The sequence below is a fragment of the Rathayibacter sp. PhB152 genome, from assembly GCF_003751395.1.
Lineage (GTDB): Bacteria > Actinomycetota > Actinomycetes > Actinomycetales > Microbacteriaceae > Rathayibacter > Rathayibacter festucae.
This window is the reverse complement of record NZ_RJUT01000013.1, coordinates 1-23508: the sequence shown is the minus strand read 5'-3', so window position 1 is coordinate 23508 and position 23508 is coordinate 1. Positions and strand designations below refer to the sequence as shown.

The following is a 23508-nucleotide window of genomic DNA, read 5'->3' as shown; positions in this document are numbered from 1 at the left end:
ACGCCCGCCTGCACGCTGGTCGAGCAGCCCCGCAGGGGCGTCTCTGCATGCTGGTCGAGCAGCCCCGCAGGGGCGTATCGAGACCCGACTCCCCACGGACGTCGGTCGCCTTCCTGCCCTGCTGCCGCTCGTCAGCGCCGGTCGAGGACCCGGACGAGGCCGATCAGGAGGGCGATCGTCCCCAGCGCGGCGATCGCGATCGCGGCGGCTCCGGCCGGGCCGAGCGAGAGCGCCCAGTCGACGACGGCGGTCCGCAGCCCGGCGTCGGCGGCGAGGAGGAGCAGGAGGACCGCGACGGCGGCCTGGACCAGCCCCCAGACGATCGCGCCGGCGCGGATCCTGGGCCGCTTCGCGGTCTCGGTGGCGGTGCTGGTCTGCGTGGCGGTGGTGCTCTGCGCGGTCATCGTCCTACCTCCGTCGGGGTCGTGCTGTCGGTTCCGGGCGGGGTGCCGGGGTCTGTCGGGGTGGTGGGGTCCGTCGTGGTGGGGTCAGTCGTGCTGCCGGTGTCCGTCGGGGTCGGGAGGTCGGTCGCGGCAGCGGTCGCCCCCGAGGTCGGCTCCGCGGTCGCAGTGCCGTCCTGGTCGAGTGCGGCGCCGCTGGTCGAGTCCTCGGCGGTCCGGTCGTAGACGGTGACCCCGCCGCGGCCCTGCGCGATCCGGACGACGACCGGCTCGGCGTCCGGGTCGCCGAAGGTCTGCGTCCACGTGGCTCCGTCGCGGCTGTACTCGACGTTCTCCGGCTCGGAGCCCACGTCGCCGTCGGCGAAAGCGGTCGTCAGCCAGTAGTAGCCGTTGGCCGTGGACGCCTCGAGGCGGACCGCCGCCCCCGCCATCGGCATGACGGTGATGTTCCCGGCGCCCTGCCAGACGTCGATCACCTCCCCCGGGGCACCCAGCGACGGGTCGATCGAGATCTGCAGGTCGCCCGCCACCATCGCGTAGCTGCCCGGAACCGCGTTCGAGAGGCCGTACGAGCTGAGCATCGGCAGCAGCTGGCGATCGGGCGGGACGAGCGATGCGGTCGAGGCTGTCAGCACCGTGATCACCGAGACCGCGATCAGGAGGATCGCGCGCCGGCGCAGCAGTCCCGCGGCGACGATCGCCAGGGCGAGCACCAGGGTCGCGACGCTGAAGCCGACGACTGTCGCGGTCGAGCCGGAGACGGTGAGCGACGCGATCGCGCCGACGACGGCGGCCAGGCCGAGCACGAGCAGGGTGACGCTCCTCCGCAGCCGCGGGTTCGCCTCGCGGTGCAGCCGACGCCGCTCGAGGCGCGCCGCGGTGATCGCGGCGGCTCGGAGGCGCGACTCCTCGGCACGGGCCCGGGCCGTCTCGCGGGCGGTCGCGCTCTCCTGGGCGCGGAACGCCTCCCGCTCGGCCTTCCACTCCTCCTGGCGCTCGCGCCACAGCGCGAGGTCCTCCGGGGTGCTGGGCCGCGCCTCGGTCGGGCGCTGCGGAGGGAGGAGGGGAGCGCCGCTCGCGGGCTCGCCCTTCGGGGCGGGGTAGCCGGCGGTCGAGGCGCCGGGTCCCTCGGGGCTTCCGTACGGCGGGGGCGCCGGGTCGGTGCGGCCCGAGCGGCGGGCGATCCAGACCACGAAGAGCACGATGAGGACCAGGACGACGACCGTCCAGAGGGCGCGGCCGGTGGCGGGCGCCCAGGGGACCGCCCCGGTGTACGCGCCGCCGAGCGACCAGAAGCCCTGCGCGACCGGGAGCATCGAGGCGAGCACCAGGGCGCCGATCCCGGCGTGGACGCGGGTCAGGCGGCCGCGGAGCAGCTCCTCGACCGGCAGCACGCCGTCCTCGTCGGGAAGCAGCAGCCAGGCCGCCGCGTAGAAGAGGAAGGCCGGGCCGCCGAGGACGGCGACCACGACGAAGATCCCGCGCACGATCAGCGGGTCGATGCCGAGGCGATCGGCGATGCCGGAGCAGACGCCGCCGACCCAGCCGGGCCGGCGGGCGAGATCGAGGGAGCGCAGCCAGAGGAGGAAGCGGTTCTCGGAGGAGGGGCCGGGTGCGGAGGCGCCGGGGCCGGGGGTGCCGGTCCCGGGGGTGCCGTTCCCGGGATCGCCTGCTCCGGCGGTCGGGTCCGGCGTCGGCGGATCGCCCGCCGTCTCCTGCGCCGGGTCCGGCGGGGTCGTGCTCGCTGCTGTCATGGCTCGAGTGTGACCCTCCTCCACAGCCGCCGACCATCGGGGGAACCCCTGATCCGACCCCGACTCCCGCCCCGGCGACCCCGACGACCTGTTTGGATGCAGGGGTGAGCACACCCACCCTCCCGAGCACCGCGGCGCACCCACCGCGGCGTCGGCCGTCCCCGGGCCGATCGTCCGCGGGCCGGCCCGCCTCGGCCCGGCCTCCGCTGCGCCGCCCGCGCCGGATGGTCCTCGGCGGCGTGTGCGCGGCGCTCGCCGAGCACCTGGGCCTGCGCCCGGGGACGGTGCGCTTCCTCATGATCGTCGCGACGCTGCTGGGCGGCGGCGGTGCGCTGCTCTATTTGTGGCTCTGGGCGCTGGTGCCCCTGCGCGACGCGGGCGCGGACTCCGGTGCGCAGACCGTCGGTGTGCGGCGGTCGGTCCCGGTCGCCGTGCTGCTGGTAGGCGTCGCCGGGGCCGCGACGCTCTCGGTCGTGGTCGCACTGCGCGGGGGTGACGACACCGACGTCACCCGGGCGCTCGCCGCCGTCGCGGTGCTCTCCGGCGGCGCCGTCGCCTGGAGTCTCGGACTCGACCGCGGCGATCCGTCCCGCTCGGCGCGCTCCTCCGTCCTGGTCCGCCTCGCCGCCTGCGCTGTGCTCGTCGTCGCCGGGGCCGCCGTGCTCACGGCCCGCCCGAGCGCGGTCAACGCGGTCCTCGCCGTCGGCGTCCTCCTGGTCGCCGCGGGCGTGCTCGCCGCGCCCCGGGTCGTCACGCTGTGGACCGAGCTGATGGGCGAGCGCGCGGCGCGGGTCCGCGAGGAGCAGCGCGCCGAGATCGCCGCGCACCTGCACGACTCGGTGCTGCAGACCCTCGCGCTGATCCAGAACCGGGCGGGCGCCTCCAGCGAGGTCGCCCGCATCGCCCGCGCGCAGGAGCGGGAGTTGCGCGACTGGCTCTTCGAGCGCGACGTCCCGGTCGCGAACGACCTGGCGGCCGAGATCCGCGCCATCGCCGCCGCGATCGAGCTCGACTGGCCGGCGACGCTCGAGGTCGTAGCGGTGGGGGCCTCGGTGCCGGGCGCCGCCCCCGTGCTCGCGGCGACCCGCGAGGCGATGCTCAACGCCGCTCGGCACGCGGGCGGCGAGGTCTCGGTCTACGTGGAGTCGTCGGCCACCGGGGTGGACGTGTTCGTGCGCGACCGCGGCCCCGGAGTCGACCTCGGCGCGCTCCCCGGTGACCGCCTCGGCATCCGCGAGTCGATCGTCGGCCGGATGGCGCGCGCCGGCGGCAGCGCGACCGTGCGGCCCGGAGCGGGCGGCTCGGGCACCGAGGTCCACCTGCGCCTGCCGGCGGGGGCCGAGCGGTGACCCGCGTCGTGCTGGTCGACGACCACTCCATCTTCCGCTCCGGCCTGCGCGCCGATCTCGCCCCCGAGCTCGATGTCGTGGGCGAGGCGGCCGACGTCGACTCGGCCGTCGCGCTGGTCGCGGCCGAGCGTCCGGATGTCGTGCTGCTCGACGTGCACCTGCCCGGCGGCGCGGGCGGCGGCGGGGCCGAGGTCCTGCGCCGCAGCGCCGCGCACCTCGACGCCGTGCGCTTCCTGGCGCTGAGCGTCTCCGACGCGGCGGAGGACGTGGTCGGCGTCATCCGCGCCGGCGCCCGCGGCTACATCACCAAGGCGAGCTCCGGCGCCGAGGTCAGCCGGGCGGTCCTCGCGGTGGCCGGCGGCGACGCCGTCTTCTCACCGCGCCTGGCCGGCTTCGTCCTCGACGCGTTCGGGGCCCTCAGCGGCGAGCAGGCGGAGTCCGTCGACGAGCTCGACCGCCTCTCGGCCCGCGAGCGCGAGGTGATGCGCCTCATCGCCCGCGGCTACGCCTACAAGGAGGCCGCCGCCGAGCTCTTCATCTCGGTGAAGACCGTCGAGTCCCACGTCTCCGCGGTCCTCCGCAAGCTCCAGCTCTCCTCCCGCTACGAGCTGACCGCCTGGGCCTCGGCCCGCCGCCTCCTCTGAGGAAGGCTCCCATCTGATCTGCAGGCGATCCGATGCGGAAGGCGCCTTCCACCGCGAGGCGCGGAAGACGGATGCGCGCATCGCCTGCAGATCGGACAACGGACGGCAGACGCCCCCGCGCCCGGAAGCTAGAACGAGAGCAGCGGTAGGAACGGCAGCGCGGCCAGCGCCGCGAGCGTGCCGAGCGCCGCGCCCGCGAGCACGTCGGTCGGGAAGTGCATCCCGAGGACGATGCGCGACAGCAGCATCACCAGCACGACGAGGACGGCGAGCGGCCACAGCGCGGGCAGCATCACGGCGAACACGATCGCCGCGGCGGTGGTCGAGGACGCGTGCGAGCTCGGGAAGCTGAGCTTGCTCGGCGCCGTCCCCCGCACCTCGACGCCCTCGCCGAGGGGACGCGGCCGCCGGACGACGCGCTTGATCACGATCGACAGCCCGTGCGCCACGACGATCGCGACGTCGCAGAGCGCCCACGCCCAGAAGCGGGACGGATCGGCGAACGCACCGACCACGCCCAGCAGCAGCCAGCCCGCGGCGTGCTCGCCGAAGAAGCTGAGCCAGCGGGCGATCGGGCGCAGGGGCGGTGCCAGCGGCGAGCGCTGCACAGCGACGATGACCGCGGACTCGCGGCTCCGGAGGGTCGACATCGCGCTCAACCTAGCGCACCCCTCAGGCCCCGGTGTGCAGGCCCCCGTTGTGCAGGTGCCCGTCCGATGTGCAGGCGTCAGTCCGTTGTGCAGGCGACCGGCCGCGGAAAGCACTTGCCACCGCGTCGAGTGCGCCGCCGAGCGTCGGATCGCCTGCACAACGGACCTGCGTCCCCGATCAGGCCTCCGGCTCGGCCTCCGTGCCAGCCGCGCGGCGGCGCGCGCCCAGACCCAGTGCGGCCGCACCCGCGGTCAGCAGGGCGGCGGCGCCGGCGACGAGGCCGACGCTCTCGACACCGGTCGAGGCGAGTCCGCCGGTCGTGCCGCCGCCCACGGGCAGGGGGACGGGCGTGCCGGTCGGCGCGACGGTCGGAACAGCGGTCGGCGCGGCGGTCGGCCCGGCGGTGGGCGCAGCGGTCGGTCCGGCCGTCGGCCCCGCGGTCGGAACCGCGGTCGGCGTGGGCGTCGGCGTCACGAGCTGCGACGCCGGCAGGATCTGCACGATCGCCGGGCGCGGCGCCGCGACGGCACCCGCGGCGACGACTCCCGCAGAAGCGAAGTCCGGGAAGTACGAGCTCGGCGCCTCGAAGGTGCCCTCCTCGCCCGGGTGCTGGACGGCCACGAACACGTGCTGGTCCTGGTCGTGCACGATCGGGCCGCAGGTCTCGGCATCGCGCGGGACCGAGAGGAACTGCTCCACCCGCCCGCGCTCGGCGCCCTCGAGCGCCACCTTGAAGAGGCCGTCGTTGTAGCCGATGCCGCTGGGGGCTCCGTCGGTCGAGATCCAGAGGTTCCCGACCGAGTCGAACGCGAGGTTGTCCGGGCAGGAGATCGGCGAGACCTGGTCGACCGGGAAGCCGGAGAAGTAGACCGTGTCGCCCTGCGCGACGTCGCCGCAGAGCATCAGCAGGTTCCAGGTGAAGGTGCGGCCGGTCTGGTCGCCGCCGTCCTCGATGATCTCGACGATGTGGCCGTCGCGGTTCTCGGTGCGCGGGTTGACCTCGGTCGGCCCCTCCTTGCCCTCGGTGCCGCGGTTGGAGTTGTTGGTGCAGGCCACGTAGATCCGGCCGCTGACCAGGCTCGGCTGGACGTCCTCGCAGCGGTCCATCTTCGTCGCGCCGGCGATGTCGGCGGCCATGCGGGTGTGCACGAGCACCTCCTCGACGCTCATGCCGGCGATCATCGACGCGCCGTCGAGGACCAGGGGCAGCCAGGCGCCGATGCCGTCGAAGCCGCCGTCCGAGGGGACCGCGCCGGTGCCGGTGATCTCGGCGACGGGGGAGTCGCCGGTGAAGCTCGCGACGAAGAGGTCGCCCTCCTCCAGCAGCGTCTTGTTGTGTGCGCGGTCGCCCTCGATGTAGCGCTTCTTCGAGACGAACTTGTAGAGGTAGTCGAAGCGCTCGTCGTCGCCCTGGTAGGCGACCACGCGGCCGTCCGGGGCGAGGATGACGTTCGCGCCCTCGTGCTTGAGGCGGCCGAGCGCGGTGTGCTTCTTCGGGGTGGACTCGGGGTCGAAGGGGTCGAACTCGACGATCCAGCCGAAGCGGTTCGGCTCGTTCTCGTAGCCGGGCGTGCGGGCGTCGAAGCGCGGGTCGTCGAGCTCCCAGAGGCGGGCGGTCTCGGCGTCGGCGAGGCCGTAGCGCTTCTCCGCGTCGCTGGTCGCGGTGGCGCGGAAGTAGCCGTTGAAGTTCTCCTCGCCGGAGAGGATCGTGCCCCACGGCGTGGTGCCGCCGGAGCAGTTGCCGAGCGTGCCGAGGACGGAGCGTCCCGTCGGGTCGGCGGCGGTCTTCAGCAGCGCCGAGCCGGCCGCGGCGCCGGTGACCTCGTACGGGGTGTCCAGCAGGTAGCGGCGGTTGTGCTCGCAGCCCTGGACGTAGGCCCAGGGGCGGTCGACGGCGGTGCGGACCAGCTCGACGACGCTGAGGCCGTGGGCGGCGCGGCCGACGGCGCGGATCCGCTCGGGCTCGGCCTCGAGCTGCGCGGCCGGGAACATGATCGACTCGTTCGTGTACTCGTGGTTCACGACCAGCAGGGCGCGCAGGCGCTTCGAGCCGGGGATCTCGACGATGTCGGTGTAGTCGTTGTTGTAGCCGAACTGCGCGGCCTGGGCCGCCTCGGTCTGGTTCCGGATGTCGAACGCGGGGCTGTCGGCGAAGAGCGGGTCGCCCCAGCGGATGATCGGCTGCCAGGCGAAGCCCTCGGGGACGGTGAACTCGTCGACCGTGTACGGCACCGGGGCGATCGGGGTGAAGGCGAGCGGGGAGCCGCCGACCGCGGCACCGGCGACGGCCGCCTCGGCGGTGGGGGCGCCGCCGGCCGAGGCGACGGCGACGGTGACCGCGCCGGCGAGGCCGAGGCCGAGCGCGCTGCGGCGCGAGATCTGGCGCGCGACGATGTCGCGGAACGAGCTGTTGTGCGAGGTGTTGCAGGCGGCGGTCGAGCACGCGTTGGCGCACTTCAGGGCGCAGGTGACGGGGCTGCGCTTGCCGCGCACGTGCCCCGCCATGGGGAGGAGGAGCGGGCGGCGGGCGGTGTCGGTCATGCGAGGTCCTTCGATCGGCAGGCAGTGCGATCGAGTGGACCAGTGCGAGGGGACGCGCATCCCGCTCAGCGGAGGCCTCTCCCTGAACGGAATGTGAACGTTCTCACAAGAAGGTGAGGCTATCCTTCGTCGCTCCGGCGGGCGTCCCGGGCGGCCAGCACCGCGCCGACGTTGTCCGCGATCCACTCGACGACCGGCAGCAGCCGCTCGGCCAGCTCGGCGCCGAGCGGGGTCAGCGCGTAGTCGACCCGCGGCGGGATGACGGCGTGCGCCTCCCGGTGCACGAAGCCGTCCTCCTCGAGGGTGCGGAGGGTCTGCGCCAGCATCTTCTCGCTGATGCCGCCGATCCGCCGCCGCAGCTCGCCCCAGCGCAGGCCGCGCTCGGCCAGGGCGGCGAGCACGAGCACGCCCCACTTGCTCGTGACATGGCCGAAGACCTCGCGGCTCGGGCAGTCGGCGGAGTAGACGTCGCCGGTGAGGAGGGGGCTCTGGATGATGGTCACAGGAGTACTAACAAAATAGTGGGTACTGCATTCCGGGAAGTTCTGGCGGTGCGGCCCGGTTCCCCTCTCCGACGGCGCCCCACCCGCCGTCTCCCGAACGGAAGGACCACCCTCATGACCCTCGTCGTCACCGGAGCCACCGGCCACCTCGGCCGTCTCGCCGTCGAGCACCTGCTCGCCCGCGGCACCGCCGCCTCCGACATCGTCGCCACCGGCCGCGACGCCGCCAAGCTCGAGGCGCTCGCCGCCGACCTCGGCGTCCGCACCGCCGTCGCCGACTTCGAGGACCCGGCCTCGCTCGACGCCGCCTTCTCCGGCGCCGAGGCCGTGCTGCTCGTCTCCGGCTCGGAGGTGGGCAAGCGCGTCGCGCAGCACACCGCCGCGATCGAGGCTGCCGCCCGTGCCGGCGCGCGCCTGGTCTACACGAGCGCGCCGAAGGCGACCACCAGCCCGCTGATCCTGGCCCCCGAGCACAAGGCGACGGAGGAGGCGATCGCCGCCGCCGGCCTCCCCGCCGTGATCCTCCGCAACGGCTGGTACAACGAGAACTACGCGCAGACCGTCGCCGAGCTCGCCTCGACCGGCACCGCCCTCTCCAGCGCCGGCGACGGCCGTGTCTCCAGCGCCGCCCGCACCGACTACGCCGAGGCGGCCGCCGTCGCGCTGCTCGACGCGTCCCTGGTCGGCTCGGTGCACGAGCTCTCCGGCGACACCGCCTGGAGCTTCGACGAGCTCGCGGCCCTCGTCGGCGAGGTCGCCGGCCGCGACGCCGCGATCACGCACGTCGACTCCGCCGAGCACGCCCGCATCCTCACCGAGGCCGGCGTCCCCGAGGGCGGCGTCGGCTTCGTCGTCGGCCTCGACGCGAACATCGCCGACGGCCTCCTCGGCGAGACCGACGGCTCGCTCGCCCGCCTCATCGGCCGCCCGACCACCCCGATCCGCGCGTACGTCGAGGAGCAGCTCGCCGGCTGAGCCGCCGCCTCCTGCCGGGGCTGCCCCACCGGCTGATCACCGACTGACCTCCGGCTCGCAGAATCCGCGCCGGCTCGCCGGATCGTCCGGTTCTCGCGAGCCGGAGGTGTTCTCTCGTGCCCGACTTCTGACTGGTCCACCTCCGGCATGCGGAATCCGCTCCGGCTCGTCGGATCGGCCTGTTCCCGCGTGCCGGAGGCGGTTCCGCGTGCCGGAGCTGCGACTGGTGAACCTCGGGCCGGCGGAAGCCGCTGCGGCGCGTCCGATCGGCCGGACTCGGCGTGCCAAGGTGTCCACGCGTCGGAAGTTGCGAACGGACGGCCCTGGCGGCCCTCCGTCATCGACGCGCGGCCCGGCGAGGAGGGCCGAGAACGAAGCAGGCCCCCGACGAGTCGGGGGCCGCGCCCGGTAGTCGAGACATCCGGGTGGTTATGCGACGACCCTACTGCCGGAAACGGGGTGCGTCCACGCCGTGACGCCACGCGTCGGCTCCAGGCCGACCTCGCTGTGCGAGCCGGACTCGCGCCCGCGGGCCGCGGTGTCCGACCCCCGACGTAGGCTTGACGCCATGACCTCGACGACGCCTCGCTCCGGTATCGACCTCTCCGAACTCGACCCGGCGACGCGTCCGCAGGACGACCTCTACCGCCACGTCAACGGCCTGTGGATCGACCGCACCGAGATCCCGAGCGACAAGGCACGCTACGGCTCCTTCCACGTGCTCCAGGAGGAGGCGGAGAAGGCGGTCCGCGACATCATCGTCGAAGCGCAGTCCGCCCCGCAGGGCACCGAGGCGCGGATGTTCGGCGACCTCTACACCTCCTTCCTCGACGAGGAGCGCGCCGAGGAGCTCGGCGCCGCTCCGCTCGCCGACGACCTCGCGGCCGTGCAGCGCGTCGACTCGATCGCCGGGCTGCTGCAGGCCGTCGGCGCCTTCGAGCGCGCGGGCGTCCCCGGCCTCTTCGGCCTCTTCGTCGACAACGACCCGGGCGACCCCGAGCGCTACCTCGTCTTCGTCAACCAGGGCGGCCTCGGCCTGCCCGACGAGAGCTACTACCGCGAGGAGGAGTTCGCCTCCGTCCGCGAGGCGTACCTGCCCTTCGTCGCCCGGATGCTCGGGTTCGCCGGCCTCGACTCGCCGGAGTCGCGCGCCGAGCGCATCGTCGCGCTCGAGACCGACCTCGCCGCCGTGCACTGGGACAAGGTGCGCAGCCGCGACAGCCAGGCCACCTACAACCTCCGCTCCTGGGCCGAGGTCACCGAGCTCGCCGCCGGCATCGACCTCGGCGTCTGGCTGACCGCGATGGGCGCGCCGGAGGGGGCGCTCGCCGAGGTCGTCGTGCGCCAGCCGAGCTTCCTCGAGGGGCTCGCCGGCCTGCTGACCGACGACCGCCTCCCCGCCTGGCGCGACTGGCTGTCCTGGCAGGTGATCCGCGGCGCCGCGGCCTACCTCTCCAGCGATTTCGTCGACGCCAACTTCGACTTCTACGGCCGTACCCTGACCGGCACGCCGCAGAAGCGCGAGCGCTGGAAGCGCGCCGTCTCGCTCGTCGAGGGCTCGCTCGGCGAGGCCGTCGGCCGGATCTACGTCGAGCGCCACTTCCCCGAGACGGCGAAGGCCGCGATGGACGTCCTCGTCGCGAACCTGATCGAGGCCTACCGCCGCTCGATCGTGGACCTCGAGTGGATGGGCGCCGACACCCGCGAGCGCGCGCTGGAGAAGCTCGCGAAGTTCACGCCGAAGATCGGCTACCCGGTCCGCTGGCGCGACTACTCCGCCCTCTCGATCGACCCGGCGGACCTGGTCGGCAACGCCCGGCGCGTCGCCGCCTTCGAGTTCGACCGCGAGCTCGGCAAGATCGGCAAGCCGCTCGACCGCGACGAGTGGTTCATGACGCCGCAGACCATCAACGCGTACTACAACCCCGGCTTCAACGAGATCGTCTTCCCCGCCGCGATCCTGCAGTTCCCCTTCTTCGACGAGTCCCGCGACGCCGCGGCCAACTACGGCGCGATCGGCGCGGTGATCGGCCACGAGATCGGCCACGGCTTCGACGACCAGGGCTCGCGCTTCGACGGCGACGGCCGCCTCACCGACTGGTGGACCGAGGACGACCGTGCCGCGTTCGAGGAGCGCACGAAGGCGCTGATCGCGCAGTACGACGCCCTCGCCCCCGCGACGACGCCCGGCCACCACGTCAACGGCGCGCTCACCATCGGCGAGAACATCGGCGACCTCGGCGGCCTCGGCATCGCGTGGAAGGCCTACCTGCTCTCGCTCGACGGCGAGGAGTCGCCCGTGATCGACGGCCTGACCGGCGCGCAGCGCTTCTTCCTCTCCTGGGCGCAGGCCTGGCAGCAGAAGGCGCGCGACGAGGAGACGATCCGCCTGCTGGCGATCGACCCGCACTCGCCGTCGGAGTTCCGCTGCAACCAGATCGTCCGGAACCTGGACGAGTTCTACGCTACTTTTGACGTCACCGAAGGCGACTCCCTCTGGCTCCCGCCGAGTGAGCGCGTCGCCATCTGGTAGTCGCCGCCGACTGCCGTCCCGCACCACGGGCGAGCGGCGGGCATCGAGAGCCGACCGATGCCTCCCGCGCCGTCCGTCCACCGACGCGTCGTCGCGGTGGACCCCGCTCCTCCCCTCCGCACCGACCGTTCCACCGACCCGGAGAGAGGCCGCAGCCGTGGTGATCCCCGCCCACGAGACCCGTCGCGAGAGTCGTCGCGCCCGCCGCGGCCGGCACAAGGGCGACTACGACCACGACGACTTCCAGCGCGGCTTCGACGCGCTCGGCCGGCTCGCCCTGGACGGCGTCGTGGTGTCGGCGCGCGCGGTCGACCTCGGCACCGGCCGCGCGCTCTTCGCGGTCGACGACTCCGTCTCGATGCCGACGGCGTCCGTCGGCACGATCGTGCTCCTGGTCGAGGTCGCGGCGCGGCTCGCCACCGACCCGCAGGAGAACCTGCGCCTCGTCGACCGCACCGCCGCCGACGCCGTCACCGGCACGGGGATCTGGCAGCACCTGCAGATCCCGTCGATGCCGATCGCCGACCTGGCCGCCCTCGTCGGCGCGACCAGCGACAACCTGGCCACCAACGTCCTCCTGCGCCGCGTCGGACTGGACGCCGTCCGCGAGCGCGCCGAGGCGCTCGGCCTCTCGCGCACCGCGCTGCTCGACGTCGTCCGCGACGAGCGCGGTCCGGACGACGCTCCGCAGCTCTCCATCGGCTCGGCCAGCGAGCTGACCTGGCTGCTCGCGACCCTCGCGAACGGCGAGGTCGTCGACCCCGCGGTCAGCTCGCGCGTCATCGGCTGGCTCTCGCTGAACAGCGACCTGTCGATGGTCGCCTCCGCCTTCGGCCTCGACGCGCTCTCGCACCGGCAGCCCGACCACGGCGTCCTGCTCGTCAACCGGACCGGCACCGACGTCGGCGTCCGCGCCGAGGTCGGCGTGCTCCGCGGCCCGCGCGCCGGCGTCGCCTACGCCGTCATCACGCAGTTCGACGACTCCAGCCTGCGCTACCGCCTCGCAGTGCTCGACGGCATGCGCACGCTGGGCGTCGACCTGCTGGAGTACGTGCACTGACGGTCGCAGCGGCCGCGTGCTTCCGCTCGCTCCCTTGCGGTCCGCGCTCGCCGACCTCCGGCTCGTGAAACATCGTCCGGCTCGCCGGAATCGCGAGGTCCGGCGTGCCGGAGTCGGTCGTGCGTGCCGGAGGGTTCCACTCGCCTCCCGGCGGGATGTTCGGCACGCCGAATCACGTCCGGCTCGCGCGAAGCGCACGATTCCGCGTGCCCAGGTCGGTTCCGCGTGCCGGAGGTGCTCGCCGCGGGCGGCGTCGTCAAGCAGGTGACCGGGCCCGGAGGCGCGACCTAGGCTGCCCGCAGCGGCGCCGCCTCCCGGTGCGCCGCGGAGAGGACACCATGAGCAGCTTCGGCTTCGACGCCCCCGAGGACGTCACCGACACCACCCGTCCCGCCGCCGACTCCCTGCCGGTCCCCCCGGAGGACCCGGCCGAGGTCGACGACACCGAGGCGACCGGAGAGGCGACCGACGAGGGCGCCGACTCCCGCCTCGACGACGACGCGCGTCTCGACGACGACCAGGACCCGCCGGAGCACCCCTTCGTCCCCTCGCCCAGCTGAGCGAGGGACCGGGCTCCGGCCCGGCGCGTGCACAACTAAGGCTGGAAGGGCCGGATCGGCTCTGAACGCTCGATCCGCCGCTTCCAGCCTCATCTGTGCACGCCCTCAGCGGCTGACGTCGATCCGAGCGGCCGGTGACGAGGCGGTCGACCTCCGTCAGCCGCGGAACGCCCCGCGGTAGCGCGCCGCAGGGTGCCGCGGGTTGAGCCGCGCGGCTCCGGTCAGCCGCTCGCGGAGCCCGCCCGGCGCGTACTCCGACCGTGCCAGGCCGCGGGCGCGGAGCACTGGCATCACCTCGTCGACGAACTCGACGTAGCTGTCGGGCAGCGACCAGTGGTTGAGGTTGATGCCGTCGACGCCCGCATCGCGCAGCTCCGACAGCCGGTCGGCGATCTGCTCGGGCGTCCCGACGACGCGCTGGTGCCGGCCGACGGTGAGTCGCGCCAGGTCCGCGACGGTCGCGTCCCGGTCGGGGAGCAGCCGGATCATCGACTCGAGTGTGCTGCGATTGCCGTTGGTGACGATGTCGCGCAGCCTCGTCTCGGGCGGGAAGGGCTTCCCGTCGGCCTGGTCGACGCTCAGTCCCGCGTGCAGCAGGTGGGCGTCAACGCTGCTGTACTCGCCGAGCTCGGCCTCGCGCTCGCGGGCCTCGCGCTCGGTGCTGCCGACGATCACCGACAGGGGCGAGAAGAACAGCACGTCGTCGCCCCGGCGCCCCGCCGCCTCCGTGAGCGCCCGCGTCGAGGCGATCAGCTCGCGGGTCTGCTCCGTCGTCGAGCCGCCGACGAACTGCGCCTCCGCGTGCCGGGCCGCGAAGGCCCGACCGGCGGGGGAGGAGCCGGCCTGGAAGAGGAACGGCGTGCGCTGCGACGACGGCGCCGACAGGTGCGGCCCCTCGACCCGGTAGCTCGCGCCGGCGTGGTCGATCCGGTGCACCGACTCCGGACGGGAGTACGCGCCGGCCTGGTCGCGGACCGAGGCGTCGTCGTCCCACGACCCCTCCCACAGCTTGTAGACGACGTCGAGGTACTCCTCGGCCTGCGCGTAGCGGTCGTCGTGCTCGGTCAGGCGGTCGAGGCCGAAGTTGCGGGCCGCGTTCTCCTGGTAGCTGGTGACGATGTTCCAGGCGACCCGGCCCTTCGAGAGGTGGTCGAGCGTCGACATCCGCCGCGCGAACTCGAACGGGTGCGCCTGCAGGATCGAGCTGGTCATCGCGAGCCCCAGGTGCTCGGTCGAGCCGATCAGGGCGGCGAGGAGGATCGACGGGTCGTTGTTCGGCAGCTGCAGGCCCTCGCGCGCGTTCACCTCGAGCGAGGCGCCGACCGCGCCGTAGGTGCCCACGACGTCCGCGAAGAAGATCGCGTCGAACACCCCGCGCTCGAGCGTCCTCGCCACCTCGATCCAGTGCCCGAGGTCCTCGAACGCGCCGGGCCTCGCCCCGGGCCGCCGCCACTGGCCGTGGTGGATGTGCGAGGGCGTGTTCATCACGAACGCGTTGAAGAGCAGCGGGCGGGGATCGGTCATGCGGGTGCTCCTCGGGCGGGACGTCGGTCTCGTGCGAGGCGATCGTACGGGCAGCGCGCCTTCCCGCCGACCGGGCACGAAGCGGGTACCTCGCCGGGTCTCGATACGCCGCCTGCGGCGGCTACTCGACCAGCATGCTCCGGCGGATGCGGTTGCATGCTGATCGAGTAGCCCGCGAAGCGAGCGTATCGAGATCCGCCACCGCCGGAAGTGGAGTCGGCAGTTCCGCTCTGCTGGTGACCGTGGGTCTCGATACGCCGCCTGTGGCGGCTCCTCGACCAGCCTGATCGCGCGCCTACTCCCGCGGGGTCGACCCCGGCTTGATGCGCTGCGCGAGCCGCTTCAGCGGGTGCGCCGGCTCGCGCTCGAGCGGCTCCTCCACCTCGAGGCCGTAGAACGAGCCGATGTCGCCGACGAAGGCGGCCCGGCGGGCCTTGTCATAGGCGCGGATCTCCCTCCGGAAGGCGATCACTGTCGCCACGCACATCAGGATCATCACCACGCTGAACGGCAGCGCCGAGAGGATCGCGGCCGTCTGCAGCGCGTCGAGGCCGCCCGCGATCAGCAGCGAGAGCGCGAGCAGCGCCGTCGCGAGCGCGAAGAAGATGCGGATGCGGTTGCGCGGCTCAGCGTCGCCGCCGGTGGCGATCATCGACATCACCAGGGCGCCGGAGTCGGCGGAGGTGACGAAGAAGACGCCGATCAGGATGATCGCGCCGACCGTGAGCACGGAGCCCGCGGGCAGGCCCTGCAGCATCTCGAAGAGCGCCGCGTCGGTGCTGACCGAGCCGTCGGCGCCGACGAGCCCGCCGTCGCCGTACAGCTCGCGGAAGAGCGCGGTGCCGCCGAGCACGCTGAACCAGAGGAAGGTCATGATGGTCGGCACCAGCAGCACGCCCGCGACGAACTCGCGGACGGTCCGGCCCTTGGAGACCCGGGCGATGAAGATGCCGACGAACGGCGCCCACGACATCCACCAGCCCCAGTAGAAGGTCGTCCAGGACGCCTGCCAGGCCTCGCCCTCCTGGCCCGCGTAGGCGCTGACGGTGAAGGTCAGCCCGATGAAGTTCTGCAGGTAGTTGCCGAGCGACTGCACGAACTCGCGCAGCAGGAACTGGGTCGGGCCGGCGACCAGCACGAACACGAGCAGCGCGGCGGCGAGCAGCAGGTTGCCGGTCGAGAGCCACTTCATGCCCTTGCCGACACCGGAGACGAGCGAGAACACGGTGAGGGCGGTCACGACAGCGATCACGATGATCTGCACGGTGAGCGAGGAGTCGACGATGCCGCTCGCCTCCAGTCCCGCGGAGATCTGGGTGACGCCCAGGCCGAGCGAGGTGGCGACGCCGAACATCGTGCCGACGAGCGCGACCACGTCGATCGCGTTGCCCCAGCCGCCGCGGACGCGACGGCCCAGCAGCGGCTCGAGCGCCCAGCGGATCGACACCGGTCGCTTGCGGCGGTGGATCGCGTAGGCGAGGGCGAGGCCGACGACCACGTAGATCGACCAGGCGTGCACGCCCCAGTGCAGGTAGGTCTGCGAGATGGCGCTCTGCGCGAGCTCCGTCTCGGTGCCGGTGACGCCGGGGCGCGGGGTGGCGAAGTGGGTGAGCGGCTCCGCGACGCCGTAGAAGACGAGGCCGATGCCCATCCCGGCCGCGAAGAGCAGCGAGATCCAGGAGAGCATCGAGAACTCGGGCTCGTCGTCGTCGGCGCCCAGCTTGATGTCGCCGAAGCGGCTGACGCCCATCCAGATCGCGAAGGCGACGAAGACGGCGGCGATCAGCACGTAGTACCAGCTGAAGGTGTTGACGACCGTGGTCTGCAGGGAGGCGAACACGCTGGTGGCGGCGTCCGGCGCGATGATCGCGAAGGCGGCGATCGACAGGGTGATCACAGCGGCGGGCCAGAACACCCAGCGGGCGAGGCCGTGCGGCGATCTCACCGCGGTGGCGGTGGCGGGCGGGACGGCGGTGTCCGGGGCGGAAGGCTTGTCGGACATGGGGTCCTCTCGTCGGCGGCAACCTGCCACGGTACACGGGCGGTCGCGAGCGCGGTCGGCCGCCCGGTGGCGCAAGGTCCCCGATCGAGGGTCCCGGGGGCCCTGCGGGCGGGTCGGTCCCGACCGCGGCGACCGGCGTGCGCGAGGCTGGACCCGTGCAGTTCAGAGTCTTCACCGAACCCCAGCAGGGCGCCAGCTACGAGGATCTCCTCGCGGTCGCGCAGGCCACCGAAGCCCTCGGCTACGACGGCTTCTTCCGCTCCGACCACTATCTCCGGATGGGCGACGGCGACCCCGGCCCCGGCCCGACCGACGCGTGGACGACCCTCGCAGGCCTCGCGCGCGAGACCGAGCGGATCGCACTCGGCACGCTCGTCTCCTCCGTCACTTACCGGCCGCCGGGGATCCTCGCGATCCAGGTCGCCCAGGTCGATGCGATGTCGGGCGGCCGCGTCGAGCTCGGGCTCGGCACCGGCTGGTTCGAGGAGGAGCACGCCGCGTACGGCATCGACTTCCCGCCGCGTCGCTTCGACCTGCTCGAGGAGCAGCTCGAGATCGTCACCGGCCTCTGGTCGACGCCGGTCGGCGAGCGCTACTCGTTCGCGGGCGAGCACTACACGCTGACCGACTCGCCCGCGCTGCCCAAGCCCGCGCGGCTGCCGCTGCCGGTGATCGTCGGCGGAGGCGGGCCCAAGCGGACCCCGCGGCTCGCGGCCCGCTTCGCCAGCGAGTTCAACCTGCCCTTCCCCGAGTTCGACGCGATCCCCGGTGCGTTCGCGCGCGTCGACGAGGCCTGCGCCGCGATCGGGCGCGAGCCGTCCTCGCTCGTGCACTCGGTCGCGCTGATCGCGGTCGGCGGAGCGGACGAGGCGGAGTTCGTCCGGCGCGCCGCGGCGATCGGCCGCGAGCCCGCCGAGCTGCGCGAGCACGGCGTCGCCGGCGGGGTCGACGAGACCGTCGACCGCCTCGAGTCCCTGCGCGCGGCCGGTGCCGAGCGCGTCTACCTCCAGTTCATGGACCTCCAGGACCTCGACCACCTCGACTTCTTCGCCCGCGAGGTGCTGCCGCGCCTGTCGGCATGAGATCCGCTGAAGAGGAGCGCGCATGCTGCTGATCGAGGAGCGCGCTTCGCGCGCACCGTGCTGATCGAGTAGCCCGCGGAGCGGGCGTATCGAGATCCACCGTTCTGCAGAGGCCGGGTCTCGATACGCCGCCTGCGGCGGCTACTCGACCAGCATGGGGGCGCCGCTGCCCGGCAGCGCGGTCGGCAGGGGAAGCCGTTGCGCGGCTCCTCGGCCAGCAGGCGTCCGCCTGCCGCCGCGACCTAGGCTGGAGGGATGGTGGACACGATCGAGCGCGCCGACGAGCGGCTGGCGACCCGCTCGGCCGCCGAGGTGCCCTGGGTCGTGCTCGTCTGGGACGACCCGGTCAACCTGATGTCGTACGTGTCCTACGTGTTCCGCAGCTACTTCGGCTTCGGGCGCGCCGAGGCCGAGCGCCTCATGCTCCAGGTGCACACGGAGGGGCGCGCCGTGGTCGCGACCGGCAACCGCGAGGAGATGGAGCGGCACGTGGAGGCGATGCACGGCTACGGCCTGTGGGCGACGCTGCAGAAGGCCGACGCATGACCGGCCGACTGACGGCGGGCAGGCCCTGATGCGCTCCTTCCGCCGCGACTCCTCCGGTGCCGCCGTCGCCCGCTTCGACCGCGAGGAGGCCGGGATCCTCCGCCACCTGGCCGGCGAGATGCTCGAGCTGCTGGACCGCGGCACCTCTGAGGACGCCCGCAACGACCCCGCGCTCGCGCGCCTGCTGCCCGACGCCTACCGCGACGACGAGGAGGCCGCCGCCGAGTTCCGCCGCTTCACCGCCCCGGATCTGGCCGGCCGCAAGATGGACGACGCCCGCGCGATCACCGCCGCGCTGGACGCCGGCGAGGGCTCCGGCCACGCCCGCGTCTTCGCCGGTCTCGGCGAGGTCGCCGTCCGGCTCGAGCCGCCGCAGGCGCTGTCCTGGCTCCGCGGGCTCACCGACATGCGCCTCGCCCTCGCCGCCCGCCTCGGCATCGTCGACACCGACGACGTCGAGCCCGAGGACGAGACCGGGCAGGCGATCCGCGCGGTCTACGACTGGCTCGGCAGCGTCCAGGACGGGCTGGTCCGCGCGATCGACGTGTGATCGCGCCGCCGGCGCGTCACTCCCAGCCGCTGACGACGACCTTGCCCGGGCGTCCGCCGGCCTCGACCAGGCGGTGCGCCTCCGCGAGCGTCGCCGCGTTCAGAGGGGACAGCTCGCGGGCGAGCGTCGTCCGCAGCACCCCCTCGTCCAGCAGTCCGGACACCTCCTGCAGGAGGTCGTGCTGGGCGGAGAGGTCCGCCGTCGCGAACATCGGGCGCGTGAACATCAGCTCCCAGTGCACCGACACCGACTTCCGCTTGAGCGGTACGACGTCCAGGACCGCCGGATCGTCGATCACGGCGATCGCGCCCTGCGGGGCGATCGCGTCCACGAACGCGGGGAGGTTGACCGACGTCCCGGTCAGCGAGGCGATGAGGTCGACGGGTCCCAGGCGCTTCAGCTCCCGCGCGAGGTCGCGGTGGTCGGTCACGCGGTGGGCGCCGAGATCGCGCACCCACTGCTGCGACTCGGGGGTGGAGGCGGTCGCGATCACCTCGAGATCGGTGAGGCGCGCGGCGAGCTGGACCAGGATCGAGCCGACACCTCCGGACGCGCCCGCGATCAGCAGGCGACGGCCGCCGCCGCCGCCGCGCTCGACGCCGAGCCGGTGGAAGAGCAGCTCCCAGGCCGTGATCGCGGTGAGCGGCAGCGCGGCGGCCTCGGCGTCGGAGAGCCGGGCGGGCTTCCGGCCGACGATCCGCTCGTCCACCAGGTGCAGCTCCGCGTTCGTGCCGGGCCGGGTGATCGAGCCCGCGTAGAAGACCTCGTCGCCCGGGGCGAACAGCGTGACGTCCGCGCCGACCGCCTCGACCGAGCCGACGGCGTCGTAGCCGAGGACCTTCGGCGACGCCTCGCGTCGGCCGGAGGCGCGGATCTTCGTGTCGACCGGATTGATCGACACGGCGCGGACCCGCACGAGCAGATCGTGGCCGGTGGCAGACGGCTCCGGGAGCTCGACGTCGGTGAGCACCTCGGGTGCTCCGTGCCGGGTGATCGCGACGGCGCGCATCAGAGTGCTCCGCCCCGGGTCGCGGCGCTCTCGAGCGGTCGGTCCGCGGAGGGGAAGTCCGTGTAGCCCCGCGCGTCCCCGCCGTAGAGCAGGTCCGGATCGAGAGCCGCGAGGGGCGCGCCGGTCGCGATCCGGGCGGGGAGGTCCGGATTCGCGACGAACGGCCGGCCGAACGCGACCAGGTCGGCGTGGCCGGCGGCGAGGACCCGCTCCGCGCGCTCCGGGGTGTAGCCGCCCGCGACGACGATCCGGCCGAAGAAGGCGTCGCGCAGCCGGGTGCGGAAGGCGTCGGGGATCTCGGGGGCGTCGTCCCAGTCGGCCTCGGCGAGGTGCAGGTAGACCAAGCCGATCCGGTCGACGCGGCGGGCCAGCTCGAGGACCGTCTCCTCGATCCCGGGGCAGTCCATCCCCCGGGCGGTGATCTGCGGTGACAGGCGCAGGCCGACCCGGTCGGCGCCGATCTCCCCGGCGACCGCGGTCGCGACCTCGACGGCGAAGCGGAGGCGCCCGTCGAGGGAGCCGCCGTACTCGTCGGTGCGGTGGTTCGACGTCGTGCGCAGGAACTGGTCGATCAGGTAGCCGTTGGCGCCGTGCAGCTCGACGCCGTCGAAGCCGGCCTCGACGGCGGCGGCCGCCGCGCGGCGGTAGTCCTCGACGACGCCGCGGACCTCCTCGGTCGTCAGCGCCCGCGGTGTGCTGGTCGGGACCATCGTGCCGACGCCGTCGACGCTGACCCACACGCGCGCGCCGGAGTCGAGGGCGCTCGGAGCGACGGGCGCCGCGCCGTCGTGGAAGGAGCGGTGCGACATCCGCCCGACGTGCCAGAGCTGCGCGAAGATCCGCCCGCCTGCCGCGTGGACGGCCTCCGTGACGAGGCGCCAGCCTGCGATCTGATCGGCGCTGTGCAGGCCCGGCGTGAAGCTGTAGCCCTGCCCGGACGGCGAGATCTGGGTCGCCTCCGAGACGATCAGCGCTGCCGACGCGCGCTGCGCGTAGTACTCGGCGTTGAGGCGCCGGGGGATGTTCCCGGGCTGGGCGGAGCGCGACCGGGTCATCGGCGCCATCACGACACGGTGGGGCAGGGGCAGGGATCCGAGAGCGATCGGATCGAGGAGAGAGGTCATGCGGAGAGCGTGCCGCGGAGATGAGGAGAAGTCAAAGTACTCTTATCTCCGCTCCTGATAACCTCGGCTTATGGCGACCGTTCGGCAGTGGGAGTACCTCCTCCGAGTGGTCGACACCGGCTCCTTCACCGGGGCTGCGGACGAGCTGGGTGTCACCCAGCCCGGGCTCTCGCAGCAGATCCGCGCCCTCGAGCGCGAGCTCGGCGGACGCCTGCTCGACCGGCTCCCGCGTGCGGTCGCCCTCACCCCGCTCGGCCGCGCCGTGCTGGCGCCGGCCCGAGCCGTCGTCGCGGACGCGCAGCGCGCCCTGGCGGCCGCGGCGGACGTCGTGGCCGCGCGGACGGGGACGATCGACGTCGTGACGGTCACGTCGATCGGGCTCGGCGTGCTCCCCGGCGTCCTCGAGATCTGGCTGCAGGAGCATCCGGGGGCGAGCGTCACCGTCCTCGAGCACCAGTCGGTCGACGCGGTGGTCTCGGCCATGAGCGCGGGGGCCGGCGACGTCGCGATCGCTCCCATGCCGCGGGCGTGGACCGGCCCGTCCCGCCTGATCGGGCGGGAGGAGTTCGTCGTCGTCGGCCGCGCCGGCCATCCGCTCGCCGATGGCGGGCCGGTGGACCTCGCCGCGCTGGCCGACGAGCCGTGGGTGCACTTCACTCCCGAGCACGGCCTCGCGGGAGTGCTGGACCGCTACGCCGCCGAGGCGGGCTTCACGCCGCGCGTCGCGCTGCGCACCCCGCAGACCGCGGCCGTCCCCCGGTTCGCCGCGGCGGGTGTCGGGCTCGGACTGGTCCCGCGGAACATCCTCGACGGCGGCTTCCGCGGGGTCGTCCTGCCGCTGGACCCCGCCCGCACGCGGGCCGTCCGCGCCTTCACGCGGGCGGACCCCGATCCGCTCGTCGCCGCCTTCATCGAGACGGTCGCCGCCCACGCCGATCTCGCCGGTCCGGCACCGGGGGCGGCCTGACTCCCTCGAGGATCGAGAGATCTCCACAGCTGTGGACAAACCTGTGGAGAGATGTGGAGAACGGGCGTCCTCGCCGGTGCCCGCCGCCGCGGATCGCCCGTCCCGCAGCGGATCCGGTCGAGCAGAGGGTGTGGAAACGCGAGGTGTCCGGTCGGTGAACCCGTGCCCCTGGAAGGGGGCAACCGGCTCCCGGTTCGACGCCGGGGGCGGAACCGCGTACCGTCCGGACCGTGAACACTCCTTCAGGAACCCAGGCCAAGCGCGCCGCGGACGACGCGCAGGACTCGACCGCGGTGCGCACGCTCGCCCGCGGGGGCTACGCCGCGAACGGCCTCGTCCACGTCCTCATCGGCGTCATCGCCCTGCAGATCGCGACCGGCGGCCAGGGCGAGGCCGACCAGTCCGGCGCGCTCGGCTCGCTCGCCGCGCAGCCCGGCGGACTGGTCGTGCTCTGGGTCTGCGCGATCGGGCTCTTCGGACTCGCGCTGTGGGGTGCGCTCGAGGCGTTCCTGGTGGCGGGCGGCGACAGCGCCGCGTCCCGCTGGGCCAGCCGGCTCAAGGAGGCGGCCAAGGCCGTCGTCTACCTCGCACTCGGCATCACGACCCTGCGCTTCGCGATGGGCGGCAGCTCCGACTCGTCCGAGACGTCCGAGAGCGCGAGCGCGCAGGTCCTCGCCGCGCCCGGCGGGGTGGTGCTGCTCGTGATCGCCGGGCTCGCGATCCTCGCGGTCGGCGGCGTCTTCGTCTACCGGGGCGCGTCGAAGAAGTTCCTCAAGAACGTCGCACTGCCGGGCGGGACGGCCGGCCGGGTCGTCACCGGTCTCGGCATCGCGGGCTACGTCGCGAAGGGCGTCGTGCTCGGCGTGCTCGGGATCCTGGTGATCATCGCCGCCGTCACGCACGACCCGGCGCAGGCGGGCGGCCTGGACGAGGCGCTGAAGACGCTGACCGAGCTGCCGTTCGGCGTGGTGCTGCTCGGCGTCGTCGCCGTCGGGCTGATCGCCTACGGCGCGTTCTGCTTCGCCCGGGCGCGCTGGCCGAAGCTCTGAGGAGCGCCGACATCACTGGTCGCGTCCGATCCAGGTGACGGTGCGGGTGGTCTCCTGCCAGGGCTTGTCGGCGGGCCAGCTGCGGAGGGTGATGGTCTGCGGGTTCGGCAGCGGCCGGTCGAAGGTGAGGCGGAAGGCGCCCGTCGCGTCGGTCTCGACCGAGGGCAGCGCGGGGTCCTCGCCCAGGCGGAGCTGGAGCTTCTGACCGGCCGGGACTGTGCCCTCGATGCTCGTCGCCGTGACATGGAGGACCCTGATGGGCGAGTCCTCGACGCTCTCCGGGATCCGCGCCGGGACGGTCGGCCCGCCGTCCAGGACGATGCGCTCGGCGATCGTGTGGTCCTTGAAGGTCGCGACGAGGCGGGTGCTGCCGCCGGGCGCGTCGGGTCTCGCGGTGAGGGTGAAGTGCCCGTCCGCCGCGGTGACCGGGTCGGAGACGGGGAGACCGTTCTTGTCGGCGTCGGTGCTGTCCTGGGGCATGGTCTGCAGCTGCACGACCGCGCCCGCGGTGACGGTGCCGATCACGGTGCGGCCCTCGACCCGGAGGTCGGGTCCCCACTCGACGACGGGCTCGGGCTTCGCCTTCCCGGTCGTGGTCACGGTGACGGTCTTGCCGGTGCTCGCGAACCCGCCCGTGTCGGTCGTCGAGGAGTACAGCTCGTAGGTCGCGCTCGTTGCCGGTTC

General features: G+C 73.5%; 21 protein-coding genes. 11 read left to right on the top strand and 10 right to left on the bottom strand.

What is annotated here, in order from left to right; genetic code table 11:
- Positions 1–131: 131 nt before the first annotated feature.
- Both EDF36_RS20575 and EDF36_RS20570 read right to left on the bottom strand, forming a co-directional pair.
- Positions 132–404 (bottom strand): hypothetical protein, encoded by a 273-nt coding sequence (locus EDF36_RS20575; protein ID WP_123447184.1) that lies wholly within the window; start codon positions 402–404, stop codon positions 132–134.
- Positions 401–2155, bottom strand: a complete 1755-nt coding sequence (locus EDF36_RS20570; protein ID WP_123734444.1) for a PspC domain-containing protein — start codon at positions 2153–2155, stop codon at positions 401–403. The genes EDF36_RS20575 and EDF36_RS20570 overlap by 4 nt, the downstream gene beginning before the upstream one ends.
- A 104-nt stretch (positions 2156–2259) precedes the next feature.
- On the opposite strand from EDF36_RS20570, the gene EDF36_RS20565 reads away from it, so the two are divergent.
- Both EDF36_RS20565 and EDF36_RS20560 read left to right on the top strand, forming a co-directional pair.
- Entirely contained in the window at positions 2260–3504 is a 1245-nt protein-coding gene (locus tag EDF36_RS20565) for an ATP-binding protein (RefSeq protein WP_260300831.1), read from the top strand.
- Positions 3501–4148 carry a response regulator transcription factor gene (locus EDF36_RS20560; protein ID WP_123447181.1) on the top strand — a complete coding sequence of 216 codons (648 nt, stop codon included), beginning with the start codon at positions 3501–3503 and terminating at the stop codon, positions 4146–4148. The genes EDF36_RS20565 and EDF36_RS20560 overlap by 4 nt, the downstream gene beginning before the upstream one ends.
- A gap of 128 nt (positions 4149–4276) precedes the next feature.
- On the opposite strand, the gene EDF36_RS20555 is transcribed toward EDF36_RS20560, so the two are convergent.
- The 3 genes from EDF36_RS20555 to EDF36_RS20545 form a co-directional block, all read right to left on the bottom strand.
- On the bottom strand, positions 4277–4798 hold the full coding sequence (locus EDF36_RS20555) for a phosphatase PAP2 family protein (protein WP_123447180.1): 522 nt from the start codon (positions 4796–4798) through the stop codon (positions 4277–4279).
- Between the two features lie 178 nt (positions 4799–4976).
- A complete protein-coding gene (locus EDF36_RS20550) occupies positions 4977–7340 on the bottom strand; it encodes a PhoX family phosphatase (RefSeq protein ID WP_123734442.1) in 2364 nt (787 codons plus the stop codon).
- 119 nt (positions 7341–7459) lie between these two features.
- Positions 7460–7843 carry a helix-turn-helix domain-containing protein gene (locus EDF36_RS20545; RefSeq protein ID WP_123447177.1) on the bottom strand — a complete coding sequence of 128 codons (384 nt, stop codon included), beginning with the start codon at positions 7841–7843 and terminating at the stop codon, positions 7460–7462.
- A 114-nt stretch (positions 7844–7957) separates the two neighbouring features.
- Between EDF36_RS20545 and EDF36_RS20540 the strand changes: the two genes are divergently transcribed.
- From EDF36_RS20540 to EDF36_RS20525, 4 genes are all read left to right on the top strand, one after another.
- Positions 7958–8818, top strand: a complete 861-nt coding sequence (locus EDF36_RS20540; RefSeq protein WP_123734441.1) for an NmrA family NAD(P)-binding protein — start codon at positions 7958–7960, stop codon at positions 8816–8818.
- Positions 8819–9386: 568 nt separating this feature from the next.
- A complete protein-coding gene (locus EDF36_RS20535) occupies positions 9387–11351 on the top strand; it encodes a M13 family metallopeptidase (RefSeq protein WP_123734440.1) in 1965 nt (654 codons plus the stop codon).
- Positions 11352–11508: 157 nt separating this feature from the next.
- Positions 11509–12411 (top strand): serine hydrolase, encoded by a 903-nt coding sequence (locus EDF36_RS20530; protein WP_123447174.1) that lies wholly within the window; start codon positions 11509–11511, stop codon positions 12409–12411.
- A gap of 338 nt (positions 12412–12749) precedes the next feature.
- Entirely contained in the window at positions 12750–12971 is a 222-nt protein-coding gene (locus EDF36_RS20525) for a hypothetical protein (RefSeq protein WP_123734439.1), read from the top strand.
- 156 nt (positions 12972–13127) lie between these two features.
- Here the strand turns inward: EDF36_RS20525 and EDF36_RS20520 are convergent, their stop codons facing one another.
- A complete protein-coding gene (locus tag EDF36_RS20520) occupies positions 13128–14495 on the bottom strand; it encodes an NtaA/DmoA family FMN-dependent monooxygenase (RefSeq protein ID WP_123734438.1) in 1368 nt (455 codons plus the stop codon).
- A gap of 295 nt (positions 14496–14790) precedes the next feature.
- Positions 14791–16497, bottom strand: a complete 1707-nt coding sequence (locus EDF36_RS20515; RefSeq protein ID WP_123734437.1) for a BCCT family transporter — start codon at positions 16495–16497, stop codon at positions 14791–14793.
- Positions 16498–16652: 155 nt separating this feature from the next.
- On the opposite strand from EDF36_RS20515, the gene EDF36_RS20510 reads away from it, so the two are divergent.
- The 3 genes from EDF36_RS20510 to EDF36_RS20500 all read left to right on the top strand — a co-directional run bounded on the left by EDF36_RS20510 (position 16653) and on the right by EDF36_RS20500 (position 18675).
- Positions 16653–17579, top strand: a complete 927-nt coding sequence (locus EDF36_RS20510) for an LLM class F420-dependent oxidoreductase (RefSeq protein WP_123706049.1) — start codon at positions 16653–16655, stop codon at positions 17577–17579.
- 255 nt (positions 17580–17834) lie between these two features.
- Positions 17835–18125 carry an ATP-dependent Clp protease adapter ClpS gene (gene clpS, locus EDF36_RS20505; protein ID WP_123706048.1) on the top strand — a complete coding sequence of 97 codons (291 nt, stop codon included), beginning with the start codon at positions 17835–17837 and terminating at the stop codon, positions 18123–18125.
- A gap of 28 nt (positions 18126–18153) precedes the next feature.
- Positions 18154–18675, top strand: a complete 522-nt coding sequence (locus tag EDF36_RS20500; protein ID WP_123734436.1) for a DUF2017 domain-containing protein — start codon at positions 18154–18156, stop codon at positions 18673–18675.
- 16 nt (positions 18676–18691) lie between these two features.
- Here EDF36_RS20500 and EDF36_RS20495 read toward each other — a convergent pair whose 3' ends face one another.
- A complete protein-coding gene (locus EDF36_RS20495; RefSeq protein ID WP_123734435.1) occupies positions 18692–19684 on the bottom strand; it encodes a zinc-binding alcohol dehydrogenase family protein in 993 nt (330 codons plus the stop codon).
- A complete protein-coding gene (locus EDF36_RS20490; protein ID WP_123734434.1) occupies positions 19684–20808 on the bottom strand; it encodes an alkene reductase in 1125 nt (374 codons plus the stop codon). The genes EDF36_RS20495 and EDF36_RS20490 overlap by 1 nt, the downstream gene beginning before the upstream one ends.
- Before the next feature lie 70 nt (positions 20809–20878).
- Between EDF36_RS20490 and EDF36_RS20485 the strand changes: the two genes are divergently transcribed.
- Together EDF36_RS20485 and EDF36_RS20480 are read left to right on the top strand one after the other, a co-directional pair.
- Entirely contained in the window at positions 20879–21775 is an 897-nt protein-coding gene (locus tag EDF36_RS20485; protein WP_123734433.1) for a LysR family transcriptional regulator, read from the top strand.
- Positions 21776–22005: 230 nt separating this feature from the next.
- The gene (locus tag EDF36_RS20480) at positions 22006–22824 is read left to right on the top strand and encodes a DUF1206 domain-containing protein (RefSeq protein ID WP_185020584.1); all 819 of its coding nucleotides are present in this window, start codon (positions 22006–22008) and stop codon (positions 22822–22824) included.
- 12 nt (positions 22825–22836) lie between these two features.
- Here the strand turns inward: EDF36_RS20480 and EDF36_RS21485 are convergent.
- The coding region (locus EDF36_RS21485; RefSeq protein WP_185020583.1) for a hypothetical protein at positions 22837–23508 on the bottom strand (672 nt) is incomplete at its 5' end.